We start from the raw sequence: 16,781 nt of genomic DNA, 5'->3' as shown, positions 1-16,781 counted from the left end.
GCCTTTGCAAATTGGTTACCACTTCGCGAAGGAGCCGGGACAAATTGTATGCTCCCGCATTGCCGCGGCTTGTGACGCTTTTCGGGCATGATTATAGCAAGCCCGGTCGCCCCTTCGGATCGCTTGAAAGTCCGGCGGCCCTGCTTCCGACGCATTTTGCCTGCTTCACAAGTCTTCATGAGTGCCATGGCGACCCTGTACCATTACCCGCTATGTCCGCATTCGCGTTTCATCCGTCTCGTACTTGGCGAGTTCGGCATGGAGGCCGAGTTGGTCGAGGAACGCGTCTGGGAGCGGCGACGGGAATTCCTCGAGCTCAACACGGCGGGGACGACGCCCGTCTTCCAGGAGCAGAACGGGTTGCCGGTGCCCGGCGCCGGACCGATCGCGGAGTATCTCGACGAGACCCGCGGGCTTGCGCTCGGCGATCGCCGTCTCCTGCCGGAAGGCCCCGGCGAGCGCGTCGAAGTGCGCCGCCTGCTCGACTGGTTCAACGTCAAGTTCCATGAGGAGATCACCGGGCCGMTCGTGCTGGAAAAGGTGATGAAGCGGTTCATGAGCCGCGACGAGGGCGGCGGACCGCCGGAAATGAGCGCGATCCGCGCCGCCCGCGCGAATGTGCGCTATCATTTGCGCTACATCTCCTGGCTGCTGGCCAAAAGGAACTGGCTCGCGGGCGCGCAGCTGAGCTATGCCGATCTCGCGGCGGCGGCGCATCTGTCCTGCGTCGACTATCTCGGCGACGTGCCCTGGGAAGAGGATGAGGCGGCTCGCTCATGGTACGCGAGGATCAAGTCGAGACCGAGCTTCCGGCCGCTGCTGAGCGACCGCGTGCCCGGCATGTCTCCGAGCGCCCATTACGACAATCTGGACTTCTGAGCGGCGAGAAGCTGAAGCGCGCCGTCACCGAGCGGGCGCTCGGCGAAGGCTTCGCCGTGATGCGCGTCGCCACGGCCGATGCCATCCCCGAGGCGCCGGAGCGGCTCGAAGCCTGGCTCTCCAGCGGCTATCAGGGCGAGATGGGCTGGATGGAGGAGCGCCGCGACCAGCGCGCCGATCCGCGCCGGCTGTGGGGGGAGGTTCGCTCCGTCATCATGCTCGGCATGAACTATGCGGGCGACGGCGATCCCCTCGCCACGCTGGCTCAGCCCGACAAGGCTACGATCTCGCTCTATGCGCGCCGACGCGACTATCACGACGTCATCAAGGGCAAGCTGAAGAGCGTGGCCGGCCTGCTCGCCGCGCGCGGCGGTGCCGGCGTCAAGGTCTTCGTGGACACCGCCCCGGTGATGGAGAAGCCGCTGGCGCAGGCGGCCGGGCTCGGCTGGCAAGGCAAGCACACCGTCCTGGTCTCGCGCGAGCATGGCTCCTGGCTGCTGTTAGGGGCGATCTACACCACCGCGGAGCTGCCGCCTGACGCGGCCGAGCGCGACCATTGCGGCTCCTGCCGGCGCTGTCTCGACATCTGCCCGACCGACGCCTTTCCGGCGCCCTACCGGCTCGATGCGCGCCGCTGCATCGCCTATCTCACCATCGAACATCCCGGCCATATCGACGCGGAATTGCGGCCGGGCATCGGCAACCGCGTCTTCGGCTGCGACGACTGCCTCGCCGTCTGTCCGTGGAACAAGTTCGCGCAGACCGCACAGGAAACCCGGCTCGCCCTCAAGGACGAGCTCGACGGGCTGGACCTCGCCGCACTCGCCCGCCTGGACGATACCGCGTTTCGTGCACTCTTCGCCGGCACGCCGGTGAAGCGCACCGGGCGCGACCGCTTCCTGCGCAATGTCCTGATCGCCATCGGCAACAGCGGCCGGGCGGAGCTTGCCGAAAGCACCCTGCCCCATCTCGCCGATCCCTCGCCGCTCGTCCGCGCCATGGCGGTCTGGGCTCTCGGCCGGCTCGCCCCCGAACACGCCAGCAAGCTCGCTGCTGGAGGTCTCGGCGGCGAGAGCGACCTGCAGGTGCGCGCCGAATGGCTCGCGCTCACGCCTCAGACGGAAGACGCTGCATGAACATCCTGATCCTCGGCCTCGGCTATTCGGCCGGCTTCTTCGCGCGCGCCGCACTGGCGCGGGGATGGGAGGTGACCGGCACCGTCCGTTCCGCCGAGAAGGCGGTCCATCTCAGCCGCGAAGGCATCCGCACGCTGGTCTTCGACGGCTTCGCCGTATCATCGGCGCTCGGCAAGGCGGTGGCGGAAGCCGACGCAGTGCTGGTCTCGGTGCAGCCGTCCGAGGATGGTGACCCGGCGCTCGGCCCGCTGCGCAGCGCGCTCGCTGCGGCGCCTAACTTGCGCTGGATCGGCTATCTCTCGACGATCGGCGTCTATGGCGACCAGGGCGGCGCCTGGATCGACGAGGCCACGCCACCCGCTCCGACCAACGGCCGCACCCGCCAGCGCGTCGCGATCGAGGAGGCCTGGCTGCAGCTTGGACGCGACAGCGGCAAGCCGGTGCAGATCTTCCGTCTCTCCGGCATCTACGGCCCCGGCCGCAACGCCATCACCAAGTTGCGCGAGGGCAAGGCGAACCGGCTGATCAAACCGGGCCAGGTTTTCAACCGCATCCATGTCGACGACATCGCCGGGGTGCTGATGGCCTCGCTGGCGCAGCCTCGCAACGGCGCGATCTACAACGTCACAGACGACGAGCCGGGGCCGCCGCAGGACGTCATCACCTTTGCGGCCGAACTGACCGGCCTCGAGCCGCCGCCGGAAACCCCGTTCGAACAAGCGCAGCTCTCACCGATGGCGGCGAGCTTCTACGGCGAAAGCAAGCGTGTCTCGAATGCGCTGGTGAAGCGGGAGTTAGGCTATGCCTTCCGCTACCCGACCTATCGCGAGGCGCTGCGCGCGCTGGCGGCAGCCGGCGAATAGTTTCCGTCAGGCCGCGCGGCGCGGGGTCTCGCCGCCATAGTAGTCGGTGTAGCGCTTGTCGATCGCCGAGACCGGCAGCACGACGAGCACGTCGGTCGTGCCGAACTGGCGGTCAATCACGGCGCCGGTGCCGAAGCGCGCGCCGATCCGGAGATAGCCCTTGATCAACGGGGGCAACTCCTTGAGCGCGAGCTTGGCGTCGATCATCTCCGACGGCAGGCGATCCATGCCGACGAAATGCTCGGGATGCGCAGTTGCGGCCCATTCGCCCTGCGAGCGAGCCTGATGGTGCAGGAAGCTCAAGGGCAGGGCCAGCGAGTCGGGATCGGTCCCGTCGAAGGAAGCGCAGCCGAACATCGCATCGATGCGGTGATGCTGGAGGTAAGCCCAGATACCCGACCAGAGCAGCTCGACCGTCCGCTTGGTGCGGTAGGGCTTCAGCACGCAGGAACGGCCGAGTTCGAGGAAGCGCTGACCGGGATGGCGCGCGAGCAGCGGAGCCAGATCGAATTCGCTCTGCGTGTAGAAGCCGCCGAGCCGTTCCGCGGCGCTCTGGCGCATCAGCCGGTAGGTGCCGACGACCTTGGGCTTGATACCGCCGAAGCGGCCGCGCGCCGCATGATCGATGACGAGGAGATGGTCACAGGCCTTGTCGAAGCGGTCGGCGTCGCGGCGGAACATCCGCGACACGACATCGGCCTTGGCCGACATCTCCTGGTAGAACACACGGTAGCGCAGGCGCTGCGCCCGCCAGATCTCGCGCGGGCCGCGCGCCAGCCGGACCTCGAGCGAACCTAGCCGGCCGAGCGTTCCCGAAAGCGGGGGAGCCTCGCCGGGCTCGGCGCCGAAACGGCGCATCGGAGCGCCCGCGATCAGCATCAGCGGAGCGAACCTGGTGAACGGATTGCCGGCTGAAAATCGGGAGGGCAGCGCGTTCTTGCTGTCAGAAACGTGCAATGCCATTGCGAATCTCGGTCCCTCAGCCGTGTTCGGCCTAGAGGTAGGCTTGCCCGGAGCATCTTACAACTTCGCGACAGAACTGCGTCGATGGGATGACTACCGTCAAGCCGAGAGGCTGCCCGCCGGCGGTTGAGACAGGCGCTCGAGCCAGCGCAGCAATGCCGCGCGCTCCAGCGGCTTGGCGAGGCAGTCGTCCATCCCCGCCGCCAAAGCCGCCTCCTGATCGGCTTCCGCGACATTCGCCGTGACGGCGACGAGCGGCAAGCCGGAGGCGCGCCCGAGCCGGCGCTCGAGCGCGCGGACGGCGCGTGCGCAGTCGAGCCCCGTCATCACCGGCATGCGCACATCGAGAAGGGCGAGCGCCAGCGGCGGAGCAGCGCCGGCAAAGCTCGCCTCGACGCGCTGCAGAGCCTCGCGCCCGTCGCGCGCCCAGAAGGCGATGCAGCCGAAGCGTTCGAGCGTCCGAACGACCAGCAGCGCGTTGATTTCATTGTCCTCGGCCACGAGCACATGGAGGCCCGTTCCGGGCACGTTGCGCGCGGATGCAGCGACATTCGCGATTTCGCCCATCGCCGGCAGCATGTGCGGGAAGTCGGCATCGAGCCGTTCATAGAGCGAGCGCGTCCGCACCGGCTTGATGAGAAAGCCGGAGAAGCCCGCTGTCTGCGGCGCACCGAACTGCCGCCGCTCCAGAGGCGAGAGCAGGATCAGGCAATCTCGGATGCCCGACGCAGCGACCGCCGCCGCAAGATCCTTCGCCGGCATATCGCCGAGCGCGTGGTCGATCAGAACGGCTGTCGGAAGGGTTTCGCCGATCAGCTTCACGCGCGCCGCCTCGACAGTCGTCGCGACAGAGACCGCCGCCCCGGTCACCCGGACCGCTTCCGCCAGAAAGCGCGCCGCGAACGGAACGGGCGAGACCAGCAGGATATGCTGATGCGGCCAATGCGGAATGCCCGGACGCGCAGCATCGGAAGCTGCCGCGAGCGGCAGGGTGACGCGGAAGGTTGCTCCTTCGCCTAGCCGGCTTTCGGCCCTCACTTCGCCGGCCATCAAGCCAACGAGGCGCCGGACGATCGCCAGCCCGAGGCCAGCTCCGGACTGCCGTATGCCGGCACCGTGCTCGACCTGTTCGAATTCGCTGAAGATATCGTCGAGCCGGTCGGCGGGAATGCCGGGTCCGGTATCGGCGACGGTGATCTCGACATCCGCACCCGACAGACGCAGGCTAAGACCGACACCGCCGGCTTCGGTGAACTTCACCGCATTTCCGACGAGGTTGAGCAGAATCTGGCGCAGGCGGTCGCGGTCGCCGATGAGGCGCGTGGGCAGCTCGGGCGCAATATGGGCGGAGAGCTCGATGCCCTTCGCCTGCGCCCGCGGCGCCATCAGTTCAGCCACCGTCTCGACCAGCTGGACGACGTCGAAGGGCTCCTCGACCAGCTCAAGCTTGCCGGCCTCGACCTTGGCGAAATCCAAGATGTCGTCGACCAGGGCGAGCAAGGCCTCGCCGGAGGTCCGCAGCGCCGCGATGTAGGTCGCCTGCTCCGCGTCGGGGCCGGTATCCGTCAGCAGGTCGGCCATCCCCAGGATGCCGTTGAGCGGCGTGCGGAACTCGTGGCTGACGGTGGCGAGGAAGCGCGATTTCGCCTCGCTCGCAGCTTCGGCCCGGGCGCGGGCCTCGACGAGGGCGTCCTCGCCGGCGATGCGGGCGGAGATGTCGCGCCCGACGCGTTGGATGAGCGCCCTCCCGCCGTTTCCCGGAACAGCCGTCTCGACCCAGGAAATCCAGCGTTCGCCTTCATAGGTCGCCAGGCACTCATCGAAGCTGCGCGCTCCACCTTCGAGCAGCTGCGCCGGCCGGCTGGCGAGTTGCGGCAATTGCATCTTGCTGCCGACGAGGTCGACCTCGCTCGCGCCGAACAGCGCCCCATAAGCACGGTTGGCATAGACGATGCGCGCACCGTCCCGCCTGACGATCAGATCTCCCTGGGCCTCGATCAGGCTGCGATAGCGTTCCTCGCTGTCGGCGAGGGTCCAAAGCCGGTCATTGAGATTCTCGGTGTCGCGGAGCAAAGCGGCGACCTGCCGGCGCAGCTGTTCGCGCTGGAACAGGAGCCGAGCGATCAGCACGCATAGCGCGAGCGCTGCGCTTCCGACGATGAGCCATGACCAGAATGACGAAGCCATGCTCCTCGATCTAGCGCTCGTCCCTTGAGAAAGGCGCCTGCGAACTCCGCGGATTTGCCGCTCGGCCTTAAGGGTCGGTTAACCCCGCGGACTTCCAGCCCGTTGTTTTATCGCACTTTCTTCAGCAGAACCGGCGTCCGCTTCGCTCGAAAACGCGCCATGCGATCAGGCCGCCTGAACGAGCTCGCCCCCGCGCGAGCGATAGGACAGCGCCTCCGCCAGATGCAGCCGCCCGACCTTCGCCTCGCCATCGAGATCGGCGAGCGTGCGGGCCACCTTCAGCACGCGATGATAGGCGCGGGCGGTCAAGCGCATCGCCTCCGCGGCATCGCGCAGAAGGGCGAGCCCGGCATTGTCGGGCCGCGCGATCTCTTCCAGCACCGGCGGGGGGCAGGCTGAGTTGGTGGTGACGTGGCCCAGGCCGCGCTGAGTCAGCTCCAGCGCCTCGAAGCGCGCGCTCTGGAGCTGACGGGCCGCAGCGACCCTTGCGGCGACAGTGGCCGAATCCTCTCCCGTAGAGGGCAGGATCAGGTCGGCAGCCGTGACCGCGGGAAGATCGATCGCGATATCGATCCGGTCGAGCAGCGGACCGGACAAGCGAGTCTGATACTGCGCCATGCAGCGCTCGTTCGGCTGTCGGCGGCAGGCGAAGCCGGGCTCTGTCGCCTTGCCGCAGCGGCACGGGTTCATCGCCGCCACGAGCTGGAATCTGGCGGGATAGGAGACCCGGTGATTGGCGCGGGAGATCAGGACATCGCCGGTCTCCATCGGCTGCCGCAAGGCATCCAGCACCTGCGGCTGGAACTCGGGCAACTCATCGAGGAAGAGCACGCCGTGATGGGCAAGCGAGACCTCCCCCGGCCTGGCATGAAGGCCGCCTCCGACGAGCGCTGCCATCGAAGCCGAATGATGCGGCGCCCGGAACGGGCGGCGATCGGTCAGTGCGCCGTCGGCAAGATGGCCCGCGACCGAGAGCACCATTGAGACCTCGAGCAGTTCGCGCGGAGAAAGCGGCGGCAGAATCGACGGCAGGCGGCTCGCCAGCATCGACTTTCCGGCGCCCGGTGGACCGTTCATAAGGAGATTGTGGCCGCCGGCCGCAGCGATTTCGAGCGCGCGGCGCGCGCTCTCCTGCCCCTTGATATCGACGAGATCAGGCAGAAATCCCCCTTGACGGGCCACTGCCGGCTCCGGCCGCGCCATCACCTGCGTGCCCTTGAAATGGTTGGCGAGCTGGATAAGGGAGCGCGGCGCGAGGATGTCGATATCGGCGGCCGCCCAGGCTGCTTCCGGGCCGGAAGCGGCAGGACAGATCAGACCCTGCCCTCTTGCATAGGCTGCGATCGCTGCCGGCAGGACACCGGCCACCGGCGTGATCGAGCCATCGAGGGCGAGCTCCCCGAGCACGGCATAGCCGGCAAGCGCATCGGCCGGGATCGCGCCGATTGCCGCCATGACGGCGAGCGCGATCGGCAGATCGTAGTGGCTGCCCTCCTTGGGCAGATCGGCTGGCGCCAGATTGACGGTGATGCGCCTGGCCGGCAGGGCAAGCCCCGAGGCGATGAGCGCGGCGCGCACCCGTTCGCGGCTCTCGGCGACGGCCTTGTCAGGCAGCCCGACCAGAATGAAGGCGACGCCGCCGGCCGCGACCTGCACCTGAACATCGACGGCGCGCGCTTCGATCCCCTCGAACGCCACCGTCGCGACCCGCGTCACCATCTCGGCCTCGCCCCATTCCCCATAGGAACGCTAGCGGAGCTTCAGCGGCAGCGCAAGAACATATCAAGAACTTATGGTGATGCAGGGAGGCGATCGCCTCCCTGCCTGGAGAACGCTCAGGCTTCGACGCCCAGGCCGATCTGGCAGGCGACGCCGGTGCCGCCGAGGCCGCAATAGCCCGCCGGGTTCTTGGCGAGGTACTGCTGGTGATAGCCCTCGGCGAAGTAAAGCGTCGGCGCCTCACGGATCTCGGTCGTGATCGGGCCGTAGCCCTTGGCGGCCAGAGCCTTCTGGTAGTCCGCACGCGATTGCTCGGCGGCGGCCTTCTGCTCTGCATCGTAGGTATAGATCGCGGAGCGGTACTGCGTGCCGATATCGCCGCCCTGGCGCATGCCCTGAGTCGGGTCATGGTTCTCCCAGAAGATCCTGAGCAGATCCTCATAGGAAATCTTGGCGGGATCATAGACCACCAGCACGACCTCGGTGTGCCCCGTCAGGCCGCTGCACGCCTCCTCATAGGTCGGATTCGGCGTGGTGCCGCCGGCATAGCCCACGGCCGTCACCCAGATCCCCTCGCCGCTCTGCCAGAACTTGCGCTCGGCGCCCCAGAAGCAGCCGAGCCCGAACAGCGCCTTGCGCGTGCCTTCCGGATAAGGGCCGGCCAGAGCGCGCCCGTTGACGAAATGGGTTTCAGCGGTGGGAATCGCAGCAGGGCGGCCCGGCAGGGTCTCGGCCGCCGTCGGCATCTCGGTCTTCTTGCGCAAAGAGAACATTCCTCGCTCCGTTCGTTCGAGCTTCGGCGCCTATGTAAGCCTCCGGCGGCCCTTCGCACAGGGGGCTTCGCGCACACGGGCTTCACCGACGCGTGACGATGCCGATCTGCGGCTCCGGCTGCCGCCCCAGCCATAGCAGCGCGAATCCGAGCAGAAGCGCCGCGAGCGCAGTCGGCATCCGCATCACCGACAGCAGCACGGGATCCCAGAGCAAGGGATGGATGTTGCGTTCGACAGCTGGCTGGAGCTGCGCGTAGCGCTCATGGATCAAGGCGGTCAGGGTTTCGCTCAACGCCGTGAAGCGCAGGGCGGAGTTGGCGATGGAACGGGCGCCGTCGATCACGAGCGCTACGAATCCGGCCGCAACGGACAGATATCCCAACAGTCGCAGAAGAAACCTCACCTTGCTCCCCGTCTCAGTTTGCCACTCGCGTATCTGACTGCGGCCCCAGCTCCAAGATGTGCTCATCCCAGGGGCTCAGCGCAACCGGACGCGCAGGTTTTAGGGGATTGTGCAAAACCCTTCATCTCGGGCCTTGAAAGATGCTGGCCCGGCAGTCATAAGCAGCGCGCCGGACAGGTGGCCGAGTGGTTGAAGGCGCACGCCTGGAAAGTGTGTATACGGGAAACCGTATCGCGGGTTCGAATCCCGCCCTGTCCGCCAGCAATTCCCAAAAGATGATTTTTGAGAGCGCTCAACCGCCTCAAGAGCTCGACCGGCTCCGCGAGTGTTTCCGGATGGGATCCAGAAGCTCGTCAGCAAGCCGATGGAGAGACGCAGCCTGGCAGCGCGCCAGCCGCTGGAGGTCGGCGCGGCCTGCTTTCGGATCGGCCCCTGGAGCCATCAGCCGAGAGTGAGCATGCTCCGGATCTCGGCGTCGCATTGGCCGATATGCTGCAGCAGCGGATCGATATGGGGCACCCTGTCGCCAGCCGCGGCGAAAGGAGCGGCCTCGCGAACCAGCGCATGGAGCCTGCCCGTCACGGCGCCGAGCGGGGCGGCCTTCCGGATATCGACGGCTTGCGCGGCGACGAGCAGTTCGATCGTTGCGATCGAGCGGCACAGGCCCGCCACCTCGGCCGTCTTGCGGGCCGCCAGCCCGGCCATGCCGGCCCGGTCGAGATTGCCGTTGGAATGGCTCGAACTGGCGAGCTCGTGCACGACGGGCGCGGTGGCGAGCCGTGCCTCGGACGTGATCGCCTTGTGGAACTGCGCCAGCCCGTTGAAGCCGGGAAGGCCCACGCCATCCTCCTCGATCAGCCCGACGGTGAGGCCCGACCAGAAGGAATCGACCAGCTTCGCGACACGTTCCGCCGAGCTGGTCACGACCGGGGCGAATCCCAACCGGGCAACGTCGAGCGCCATCGACAGCGAGACCGTGTCGAAATTGGCGACGGAAATGAGCGCCTGCTCCTCGATCGAGACGATCGGGTTGTTCTGGCTCGCCCGCAGCTCGGTTTCGACCTGGCCATAGGCGAACTCCAGGCTATCCGCCGCCGTGCCGTGGAGCAGCGGCAGCGAGCGAAAGCTCAGCGGGTCCTGCAGATGACGCGGCCCGCCCTTGGCGAAGAGATAGCTTCCTGCGAGGTAGTGGCGGATCCGCGTGCCATGCCGGTTGAGCCCGGCGAAGGGGCGCGACTGCAGCGCGGCTTGCGAGACGATCGACGGGTTGGCGGCGAAGCCCTCCATGCTCAGCGCGGCGATCAGGCTCCAGAGGTCGAGGCTATCGCGCAGATCGGCCATGGCCAGCGCCGCAGTGCCCAAGGCGAGCGCGCTGGAGTTGAGCAGCGCCAGGGCTTCGCCGGCCTGCAATTCGAGGTCGCCATAGAGCGCGAGCGCCAGATCGGTGATCGGGGCCATGTCGCTCTGGCCCATCGAGCCCCAGATGTGCACGTCGATCGTGCGATCCTCGTTCAGCGCAGCAGCAAGCCGCTCGGCCAGCAGCGGCCGAACGCCGAGGCGCCCGCTCGCCATCGCGTTGAGCAGCACCGTCATCATCGCCCGGACAGCCTCATGCGGGGCGAGAGGCCCGTGTGCGACATTGTGGGTCAGCAGCAGGCGGCGGTTGAACTCGGCGATGCGATCGGGCGCGAGCGGCACGCCGGTCTTGGCGCCGACGCTGGTGGTGACCCCGTAGACCTTTTCGCCGCGCGCCACCGCATTGTCGACGACGGCGCGAGCAGCCTTCATCCGCTGAACCGCATCCGCCGTGACCGAGACCTGAGCCTTCCCCCTGGCGATGCCGACGAGCTGGTCGATCGTAAGGTCGAAACCGGTAATATCCACATGGCTCATGGCAGATCCGTCCCCAGCAAGGCTGCCCAGTGTTCGAGGCGTTCGATGCCCCCTTCACCGGGCTCGTTCTTCAGCGTGCGCAAGCACTCCTGACCGATTCCGTGCTTATCGGGAAGCGGGCAGGCGCGGCGGGCAAAGACCTCTGTTTCATAGATTGAAATGCCGCATGCACAGCCCGCCATCGCCCTGGGATCGGCTAGTTTCGCGCCGTCGAAACGGGCGCAGCGCATGGCCATCACCTACGATCTGGTCAAGGAAGTCACCGCCGATCTCTATGATTGGTCGCTGCGCCGGATTCCGGAATCCTCGAAGGCCGCGTTCCGCGAAGCCCTCGCGACGGAAACCGAGCCGCAGGCGCGGCAGACGCTGGCCTTCATGCTCGACAGCGCCGAGCGTGCCGAAGAGACCGGCAAGTTCCTGTGCTCGGATGCCGGCGTGCCCAGCTACACCATCAAGATCGGCTCCGGCGTGCGCATGGAAGGCGACATCCGCCAGGCCATCGTCGACGGCTTCGCCGATCTCGTCCGGACGATCCAGCCGCCGATCCTGCGCTTCGTCACCAACCCGCTGACCAACGAACGCAGCTATCACGGCAAGGACATGCCGCTGGTTTCCTATGAGCTCGTCGGTGATGTCGACTATCTCGACATCACCTGCGCGCCGAAAGCGCTCGGCGGCGGGCGCTGGGCGGCGGTCGAGACACTGGTCAGCCCGAGCCTCGAGGAGATCGAGCGCTGCATCCTCGAACTCGTGCTGCGCCCGGGCGGACAGCATTGCCCGCCGGTCGTCGTCGGCGTCGGCATCGGCGGAACCTTCGACCACGCCGCCAAGCTCTCCAAGGACGCGACTTTGCGCCCCTTCGGCGAGCGCAATCCCGAGCCGATGGTCGCGGATATGGAGGAGCGCCTGACCCGCGCCGTCAACCAGATGGGCTTCGGCCCGATGGGTGTCGGCGGTTCGACGACCACCTTCGGCGTCCATGTCGAATACGCCTCGGGCCACGGCTTCACACCGGTCGCGGTTTCGTTCAACTGCTGGATCAATCGGCGGACGCGCGCCCGGATCTACAACTCCGGCACGGTGGAGCGGATCGAGTGAGCCCGTCCCTGCCTCGCATCACCTTGCCGTTGACGCCCGAGGCCGCGCGGGCGCTGAAGCTCGGCGACGTCGTGCTGCTTGACGGCGACGCCGTCGCGACCGTCGGCATGCCCACACAGAAGCGGATGGTGTCGGAGCTCGAAGCCGGCCGCGAACTGCCGCTGCCGCTGCGTGGCGGCTCCTTCTTCCACATGGGCGTCAGCTATGAGGAGGCCGCGACCGGCCCCGGCCCGCTCCACTACGTCAACCCGACCACGTCGAGCCGCTTCGACCACCTGATGCCCTCCCTGATCCGGACGCTCGGACTCAGCGCAACCGGCGGCAAGGGTGGGCTCGGAGCGGAAAGTGTTGCGGCGATGCGCGAGGTGGGCTGCGTCTATTTCTCCTTCGTCGGCGGCGCTTCCGCTTTGCTGAGCCAGGGCGTTCAGGCCGTGACGGATTGCGCCTGGACCGACCTCATCATGCAATTCCGGCTGAACCGCATCCGGCTCGACGGCTTCGGCCCGGTCATCGTCGCCATCGATGCTCACGGCAACTCGATCTATGAGCGCCTGATGAATTCGGCCCGCGAGCGGATGCCCGAGATCCTGCAGTCGCTGCGCCCCTCTCCAGACGACACAGAGAGACCCCAATGAAAGTGATCGAAATCACCCAGCCGGGCGGCCCTGAGGTCCTGGCCTTCGGCGAGCGTCCGCTGCCGCAGCTCGGCCCGGCCGATGTGCTGATCCGCGTGCGCGCGGCCGGGGTGAACCGTCCCGACATCCAGCAGCGGCGCGGCCTCTATCCGCCGCCGCCCGGCGCGACCGATCTTCCGGGGCTGGACGTTTCCGGCGTGGTCGAGGCGGTTGGTGCCGAGGTTGCGTGGCCCAAGGTCGGCGATGCCGTCTGTGCGCTCGCCAATGGCGGCGGCTATGCCGAGATCTGTGCAGTTCCGGCCTTGCAGTGCCTGCCCTTGCCTGATGGATTCTCCTTCGCCGAGGCGGCCGCGCTGCCGGAGGTGTTCTTCACCGCCTGGAACAATGTCATCTGGCTCGGCCGGCTGGCTGAGGGCGAGACCCTGCTGGTTCAGGGCGGAACGAGCGGCGTCGGTATGGCCGCGATCCAGATTGCGAAGCAGTTGCGCGGGGCACGCGTGATCGCGACCGCCGGCTCGGCCGAGAAGCGCGCGGTCAGCCTGGAGATCGGCGCCGATTTCGCCATCGACTACCGGGCAGACTGGGTCGGGGAGATCGAGGCTGCGATCGGCAAGGAGAAGGTCGATGTGGTGCTCGATTCGCAGGCCGGCCCCTATACGGAAAAGCAGCTCGGGCTGCTCGCGCCGGATGGGCGGGTCGTTCTGATCGCCAGCCATCTCGGCCAGACGGCGGAGGTGAACGTCCGTAACATCGTCCGCCGCCGGCTAACCCTGACCGGCTCGACGCTCAGGCCGCGCGACGCCGCCTACAAGGGCCGGATCGCGGCCGAACTGGTCAAACAGGTCTGGCCGCTGCTCGCCAGCGGCAGGGTCCGCAGCCATATCTGCGCGACCTTCGACTGGGGCGATGTCCGCGATGCGCACGCGCTGATGGATGCGGGCGAGCAGATCGGCAAGGTGGTTCTGACCATGCCGGCCTGAACCGTGAGGGTGCGTGAACAACGCTGTCCTGCGCAGCCCATTCGGCTCCATGGCGGCTTTTGATCGGGTTGAAACCCTACCCTTCATTGCGAGGAGCGAAGCGACGAAGCAATCCAGGGGGACTGGCTGGGAGGCTTCAGCCCAGTCCACTGGATTGCTTCGCTACGCTCGCAATGACGGTTCTGTCGGGTCGAAAACCACTCTAGAGTCGGCGTTCGTCTTCGTCACGCCGGACCCGCAGAGTGTTCTCGTTCGCGCCCGTTCAATCCGTCCTCAAGGCACTCAGGCTGCTGACCGAGGTCAATCGCTGCAGTGCGGCCACCGTCGGCGAGTTGCACCGCCGCACCGGCCTGCCGAAGCCGACCATCGTGCGCCTGCTCGAAACCCTGATCGACGCCGGCTATGTGACGCGCGATGAGCGCGTGCGCGGCTATCTCGTCACCTCGAAGGTGGCGGATCTGAGCTCGGGCTTCCATGGCGCGCCGATGGTGATCGAGGCGGCACGCCCGTGGGCTACGGCGCTGACACGGCAGATCAAATGGCCCTGTGCCGTGTGCCTGCTCGACTATGACGCGGTCATCGTGCGCTTCAGCACGATTCCGGACAGCCCGATCTCGCCCTTCCACGCCACGCTCGGCTACCGCCTGAGCCTGGGAGGCCGCGCGCTCGGGCGCGCCTATCTCGCCTTCTGCCCGGACGAGGAGCGCGCCGTTCTGCTCGCGGCGATGCGCGCCTCCTCCGATCCCGAGAACAGCAGCCTCACGGACGAGGATATCGAGCGGCTGATCGCCCAGGCCCGCTGGCGCGGCTATACCGAGAGGGACGCTTCGACCGAGCCCCGCAATTCGACGACGATCGCGGTGCCGATCAGGCTCGGCGAGCGCTTGCTCGCGACCTTCGGCGTCACGTTCTTCCGCTCGGCCGTGGCCACTCCCGAGGACAAGGCGCGGATCATCCACCCGTTGAAGAAGGCGGCGGCCAGCATCGAGGCGCAGTTGGAGGCCCTGTCGCAATCCATGGGCGTTGCGTTTCAAGGGGAGAAATAGCCGGCCTTTTCCGCAGGCCGCCTGCCGCTCGCCCCTAGTCTCCGGCCAACACGTCCGAAGAGGCGTTTTCCGGAGGAAATCTCGATGGTGCGACAGCTCTCACGCCGCAATTTCATGGCCTCGGTCGCCGGAGCGGGCCTTCTGGCCGGCCCGCGACAGGCCTTCGCCGACACCTGGCCGAGCCGCCCGACCAATATCGTCGTCCCCTTCCCGGCCGGCGCCTCGACCGACGTTGTCGCCCGGCTTCTGGCGGAGCGGCTGCGCGGCGAATTGGGGCAAGGCTTCGTCGTCGAGAACAAGACCGGCGCCGGCGGCAACATCGCCGCGACCAGCGTGGTCCGGGCCGCCGCCGACGGCTACACGCTGCTGTTCTCGTCCTCGGGGCCGCTCGCGACCAACAAGCTGCTCTACAAGACCATGCCCTTCGATCCGCTCGCCGATTTCACGCCGATCGCGCTGCTGGGCGATGTCCAGGGTATCGTCGCGGTCCATCCCTCGCTGCCGGTTTCGTCCTTCGCGGAGCTCGTCGCCTATGGGAAGGCCAATCCGGGCAAGCTGACTTTCGGCAGCCCCGGCTTCGGCCTGATGGGGCACATCACCGGCGAGCTGATCCAGCGCAAGGCCGGTTTCCAGATGACTCATGTGCCATATCGCGGCTCGGCGCCGCTCGCGACCGACCTGCTGGCCGGAACCGTGAATGTCGCGATCGACTTCATCCCGGCCTATATCCCGCTTGTCAAAAGCGGCGCGATCCGCGGGCTCGCGGTCACCAGCGACCAGCGGGCGCCGCAACTGCCGGAGGTGCCGACGCTGTCGGAGGCCGGGCTGCCGGGCGTCAATGCGACAAGCTGGTTCGGGCTCGTCGGCCCGAAGGGTTTGCCCGAACCGGTGGTGGCGCGGATCGCCGCGATCGCCCGGGCCTATGTCGAAAGCGCGGAGGGGCGCGAGAAGCTAAGCGTGATCGGCGTGCGTGCGCGCAGCGGCGATGCAGCGGCGCTGCGGACCGCCCAGACCCGGGAGATCGCCAGATGGGCCGATGTGATCAAGGCCGCGGCGATCTCGCTCGACTGAACGGCGTGTCGTAAGCCTGCCTCAAGAAACAAAAAGGCCCGGGGAAACCCGGGCCTTTTTTCGTCCTATCGAAACGCGGGGCATCCCGGACGCAGCGAAGCGGAGGTCCGGAATCCATGCCTGCAACCGTGATCGGAAGCGTTCCGGCATGGATCCCGGGTCAAGCCCGGGATGCCGAGCTCGAGCGAGCGTGCCTTATGCCGCAGCGTCGAGCGCGAGCAGCTCAGCGGCATGCCCACCGGTCATCCGCTTGATCTCGGCTTCCGTGAATTGCAGGTCAAGCAGATGGCCGACGACCTCGCGGTAGCCATCGACAGGACGCGGCGAGCCGACGAGCCCGAGATCGGAGCAGAGAACCGTCTTCTCGACGCCGGCGACCTCGATCACGCGGCGCAGCTCCGGCGGCTCGAACTTCTTCGACTTGCCTTCGACGAACATGCAGATCGAATGCTCCATCACCGCGCCGAGCGAAACGAGATGGCGGATTTCCGCGTCGCTGCAATTGTTGACCATGTAGGTCGGGTGATTGACCAGGAGCTTTTTCACGCCGCGGGCCTTAGCCTCCTCGAACACCGCGAAGAGCTCGGCAGTCGAAAGGTGCCCGCCGGCGAGAATGATGTCGCCGGCCGCGATCAGGTCGAGGATCTGCTTGACCTCGTCCAGAAGCTTGCCGTCGGTGCCGAAGGCCGTGAGCGGGACGGGATCGAGCATCTTCTGCGCGGTCTTGGGAAAGGTCTTCACCGCCCCCGAAGCCAGCACGTCGATATGGTTCTTGGCCGAGAGCGTCGGCATCCAGACGATCTTGCCGCCGAGCTTGATGGCATGGTCGACCGCATGCGGGTTGAAGCCGCCCGACGCATTGTTGAGGGCGATGCCGGAAAACAGCCTGACGCCGGTATCCGGCACGAGCTTCTCAAGCAGGATCGCATGGGCCGTGCCGAGGTAGAAATGGTCCTTGTAGACGACGGCGCGAAACCCGGCTTCGGCGGCGTCCAGCATGGCCTCGTGATGGTCGAGGATACGCGGCATGGCGGCCGGGCCGCTATGGCAGTGAAGGTCGACGGCGCCGACCAGGAGATCGGCGATCTGGCGGCTGCGCGCGTCGGCATTCGCAGGAGAGGAGTTCATGTCCGTG

16 protein-coding genes and 1 tRNA gene are annotated in these 16,781 nt (G+C 67.1%); 9 read left to right on the top strand and 8 right to left on the bottom strand.

From position 1 onward, the window contains the following. The first annotated feature begins 186 nt into the window (after window positions 1-186). The 3 genes from AC1DIN_RS23650 to AC1DIN_RS23640 are packed head-to-tail and all read left to right on the top strand — an operon-like array spanning window position 187 to window position 2,878. Window positions 187-879 carry a glutathione S-transferase family protein gene (locus AC1DIN_RS23650; RefSeq protein ID WP_476811521.1) on the top strand — a complete coding sequence of 231 codons (693 nt, stop codon included), beginning with the start codon at window positions 187-189 and terminating at the stop codon, window positions 877-879. Then, a complete protein-coding gene (gene queG / locus AC1DIN_RS23645; protein WP_476811520.1) occupies window positions 777-2,015 on the top strand; it encodes a tRNA epoxyqueuosine(34) reductase QueG in 1,239 nt (412 codons plus the stop codon). Before AC1DIN_RS23650 ends, queG begins: the two co-directional genes overlap by 103 nt. Further along, window positions 2,012-2,878 carry an SDR family oxidoreductase gene (locus tag AC1DIN_RS23640; protein ID WP_476811519.1) on the top strand — a complete coding sequence of 289 codons (867 nt, stop codon included), beginning with the start codon at window positions 2,012-2,014 and terminating at the stop codon, window positions 2,876-2,878. Before queG ends, AC1DIN_RS23640 begins: the two co-directional genes overlap by 4 nt. Before the next feature lie 6 nt (window positions 2,879-2,884). On the opposite strand, the gene olsB is transcribed toward AC1DIN_RS23640, so the two are convergent. The 5 genes from olsB to AC1DIN_RS23615 form a co-directional block, all read right to left on the bottom strand. Further along, window positions 2,885-3,757 carry a l-ornithine N(alpha)-acyltransferase gene (gene olsB / locus AC1DIN_RS23635; protein ID WP_476811535.1) on the bottom strand — a complete coding sequence of 291 codons (873 nt, stop codon included), beginning with the start codon at window positions 3,755-3,757 and terminating at the stop codon, window positions 2,885-2,887. A gap of 183 nt (window positions 3,758-3,940) precedes the next feature. Then, window positions 3,941-6,028 (bottom strand): hybrid sensor histidine kinase/response regulator, encoded by a 2,088-nt coding sequence (locus AC1DIN_RS23630; RefSeq protein ID WP_441473034.1) that lies wholly within the window; start codon window positions 6,026-6,028, stop codon window positions 3,941-3,943. Between the two features lie 165 nt (window positions 6,029-6,193). Beyond that, window positions 6,194-7,747: a YifB family Mg chelatase-like AAA ATPase gene (locus AC1DIN_RS23625; protein ID WP_476811518.1), complete on the bottom strand. Its 1,554-nt coding sequence runs from the start codon at window positions 7,745-7,747 to the stop codon at window positions 6,194-6,196. Between the two features lie 116 nt (window positions 7,748-7,863). Next, window positions 7,864-8,520 (bottom strand): peptide-methionine (S)-S-oxide reductase MsrA, encoded by a 657-nt coding sequence (msrA, locus tag AC1DIN_RS23620; RefSeq protein ID WP_476811517.1) that lies wholly within the window; start codon window positions 8,518-8,520, stop codon window positions 7,864-7,866. 82 nt (window positions 8,521-8,602) lie between these two features. Continuing rightward, a complete protein-coding gene (locus AC1DIN_RS23615) occupies window positions 8,603-8,863 on the bottom strand; it encodes a hypothetical protein (RefSeq protein ID WP_441473037.1) in 261 nt (86 codons plus the stop codon). 231 nt (window positions 8,864-9,094) lie between these two features. Between AC1DIN_RS23615 and AC1DIN_RS23610 the strand changes: the two genes are divergently transcribed. After that, window positions 9,095-9,184, top strand: a tRNA-Ser gene (locus AC1DIN_RS23610). Window positions 9,185-9,364: 180 nt separating this feature from the next. Here AC1DIN_RS23610 and AC1DIN_RS23605 read toward each other — a convergent pair. Together AC1DIN_RS23605 and AC1DIN_RS23600 are read right to left on the bottom strand one after the other, a co-directional pair. Next, window positions 9,365-10,816: an aromatic amino acid lyase gene (locus AC1DIN_RS23605; protein WP_476811516.1), complete on the bottom strand. Its 1,452-nt coding sequence runs from the start codon at window positions 10,814-10,816 to the stop codon at window positions 9,365-9,367. Continuing rightward, the gene (locus AC1DIN_RS23600) at window positions 10,813-11,052 is read right to left on the bottom strand and encodes a hypothetical protein (RefSeq protein ID WP_476811515.1); all 240 of its coding nucleotides are present in this window, start codon (window positions 11,050-11,052) and stop codon (window positions 10,813-10,815) included. The genes AC1DIN_RS23605 and AC1DIN_RS23600 overlap by 4 nt, the downstream gene beginning before the upstream one ends. On the opposite strand from AC1DIN_RS23600, the gene AC1DIN_RS23595 reads away from it, so the two are divergent. The 5 genes from AC1DIN_RS23595 (at window position 11,045) to AC1DIN_RS23575 (ending at window position 15,646) form a co-directional block, all read left to right on the top strand. Further along, entirely contained in the window at window positions 11,045-11,914 is an 870-nt protein-coding gene (locus tag AC1DIN_RS23595) for a fumarate hydratase (protein ID WP_476811514.1), read from the top strand. The two genes, AC1DIN_RS23600 and AC1DIN_RS23595, sit on opposite strands and share 8 nt — an antisense overlap. Further along, window positions 11,911-12,549 carry a fumarate hydratase C-terminal domain-containing protein gene (locus AC1DIN_RS23590; RefSeq protein WP_476765612.1) on the top strand — a complete coding sequence of 213 codons (639 nt, stop codon included), beginning with the start codon at window positions 11,911-11,913 and terminating at the stop codon, window positions 12,547-12,549. The genes AC1DIN_RS23595 and AC1DIN_RS23590 overlap by 4 nt, the downstream gene beginning before the upstream one ends. Beyond that, on the top strand, window positions 12,546-13,529 hold the full coding sequence (locus tag AC1DIN_RS23585) for an NAD(P)H-quinone oxidoreductase (protein WP_476811513.1): 984 nt from the start codon (window positions 12,546-12,548) through the stop codon (window positions 13,527-13,529). The genes AC1DIN_RS23590 and AC1DIN_RS23585 overlap by 4 nt, the downstream gene beginning before the upstream one ends. A 242-nt stretch (window positions 13,530-13,771) precedes the next feature. Then, window positions 13,772-14,575, top strand: coding sequence for a DNA-binding transcriptional regulator (locus AC1DIN_RS23580; RefSeq protein ID WP_476811512.1), 804 nt, complete (start codon window positions 13,772-13,774; stop codon window positions 14,573-14,575). A gap of 84 nt (window positions 14,576-14,659) precedes the next feature. Further along, the gene (locus AC1DIN_RS23575) at window positions 14,660-15,646 is read left to right on the top strand and encodes a Bug family tripartite tricarboxylate transporter substrate binding protein (protein WP_476811511.1); all 987 of its coding nucleotides are present in this window, start codon (window positions 14,660-14,662) and stop codon (window positions 15,644-15,646) included. A 195-nt stretch (window positions 15,647-15,841) separates the two neighbouring features. Here the strand turns inward: AC1DIN_RS23575 and AC1DIN_RS23570 are convergent, their stop codons facing one another. Further along, entirely contained in the window at window positions 15,842-16,774 is a 933-nt protein-coding gene (locus tag AC1DIN_RS23570) for a DUF6282 family protein (RefSeq protein ID WP_476811510.1), read from the bottom strand. Window positions 16,775-16,781 lie beyond the last annotated feature (7 nt).

It is taken from the genome of Allobosea sp. 05T438, assembly GCF_056396025.1.
This window is presented reverse-complemented; position numbering and strand designations above follow the sequence as displayed.

Excerpts from the sequence above, each read along its gene's own strand:
- queG (WP_476811520.1), top strand. The coding sequence starts at position 777 with ATGGTACGCGAGGATCAAGTCGAGACCGAGCTTCCGGCCGCTGCTGAG.
- AC1DIN_RS23640 (WP_476811519.1), top strand. The coding sequence starts at position 2,012 with ATGAACATCCTGATCCTCGGCCTCGGCTATTCGGCCGGCTTCTTCGCG.
- olsB (WP_476811535.1), bottom strand. The coding sequence starts at position 3,757 with ATGCTGATCGCGGGCGCTCCGATGCGCCGTTTCGGCGCCGAGCCCGGC.
- AC1DIN_RS23630 (WP_441473034.1), bottom strand. The coding sequence starts at position 6,028 with ATGGCTTCGTCATTCTGGTCATGGCTCATCGTCGGAAGCGCAGCGCTC.
- AC1DIN_RS23625 (WP_476811518.1), bottom strand. The coding sequence starts at position 7,747 with ATGGTGACGCGGGTCGCGACGGTGGCGTTCGAGGGGATCGAAGCGCGC.
- msrA (WP_476811517.1), bottom strand. The coding sequence starts at position 8,520 with ATGTTCTCTTTGCGCAAGAAGACCGAGATGCCGACGGCGGCCGAGACC.
- AC1DIN_RS23605 (WP_476811516.1), bottom strand. The coding sequence starts at position 10,816 with ATGAGCCATGTGGATATTACCGGTTTCGACCTTACGATCGACCAGCTC.
- AC1DIN_RS23595 (WP_476811514.1), top strand. The coding sequence starts at position 11,045 with ATGGCCATCACCTACGATCTGGTCAAGGAAGTCACCGCCGATCTCTAT.
- AC1DIN_RS23600 (WP_476811515.1), bottom strand. The coding sequence starts at position 11,052 with ATGGCCATGCGCTGCGCCCGTTTCGACGGCGCGAAACTAGCCGATCCC.
- AC1DIN_RS23585 (WP_476811513.1), top strand. The coding sequence starts at position 12,546 with ATGAAAGTGATCGAAATCACCCAGCCGGGCGGCCCTGAGGTCCTGGCC.
- AC1DIN_RS23575 (WP_476811511.1), top strand. The coding sequence starts at position 14,660 with ATGGTGCGACAGCTCTCACGCCGCAATTTCATGGCCTCGGTCGCCGGA.
- AC1DIN_RS23570 (WP_476811510.1), bottom strand. The coding sequence starts at position 16,774 with ATGAACTCCTCTCCTGCGAATGCCGACGCGCGCAGCCGCCAGATCGCC.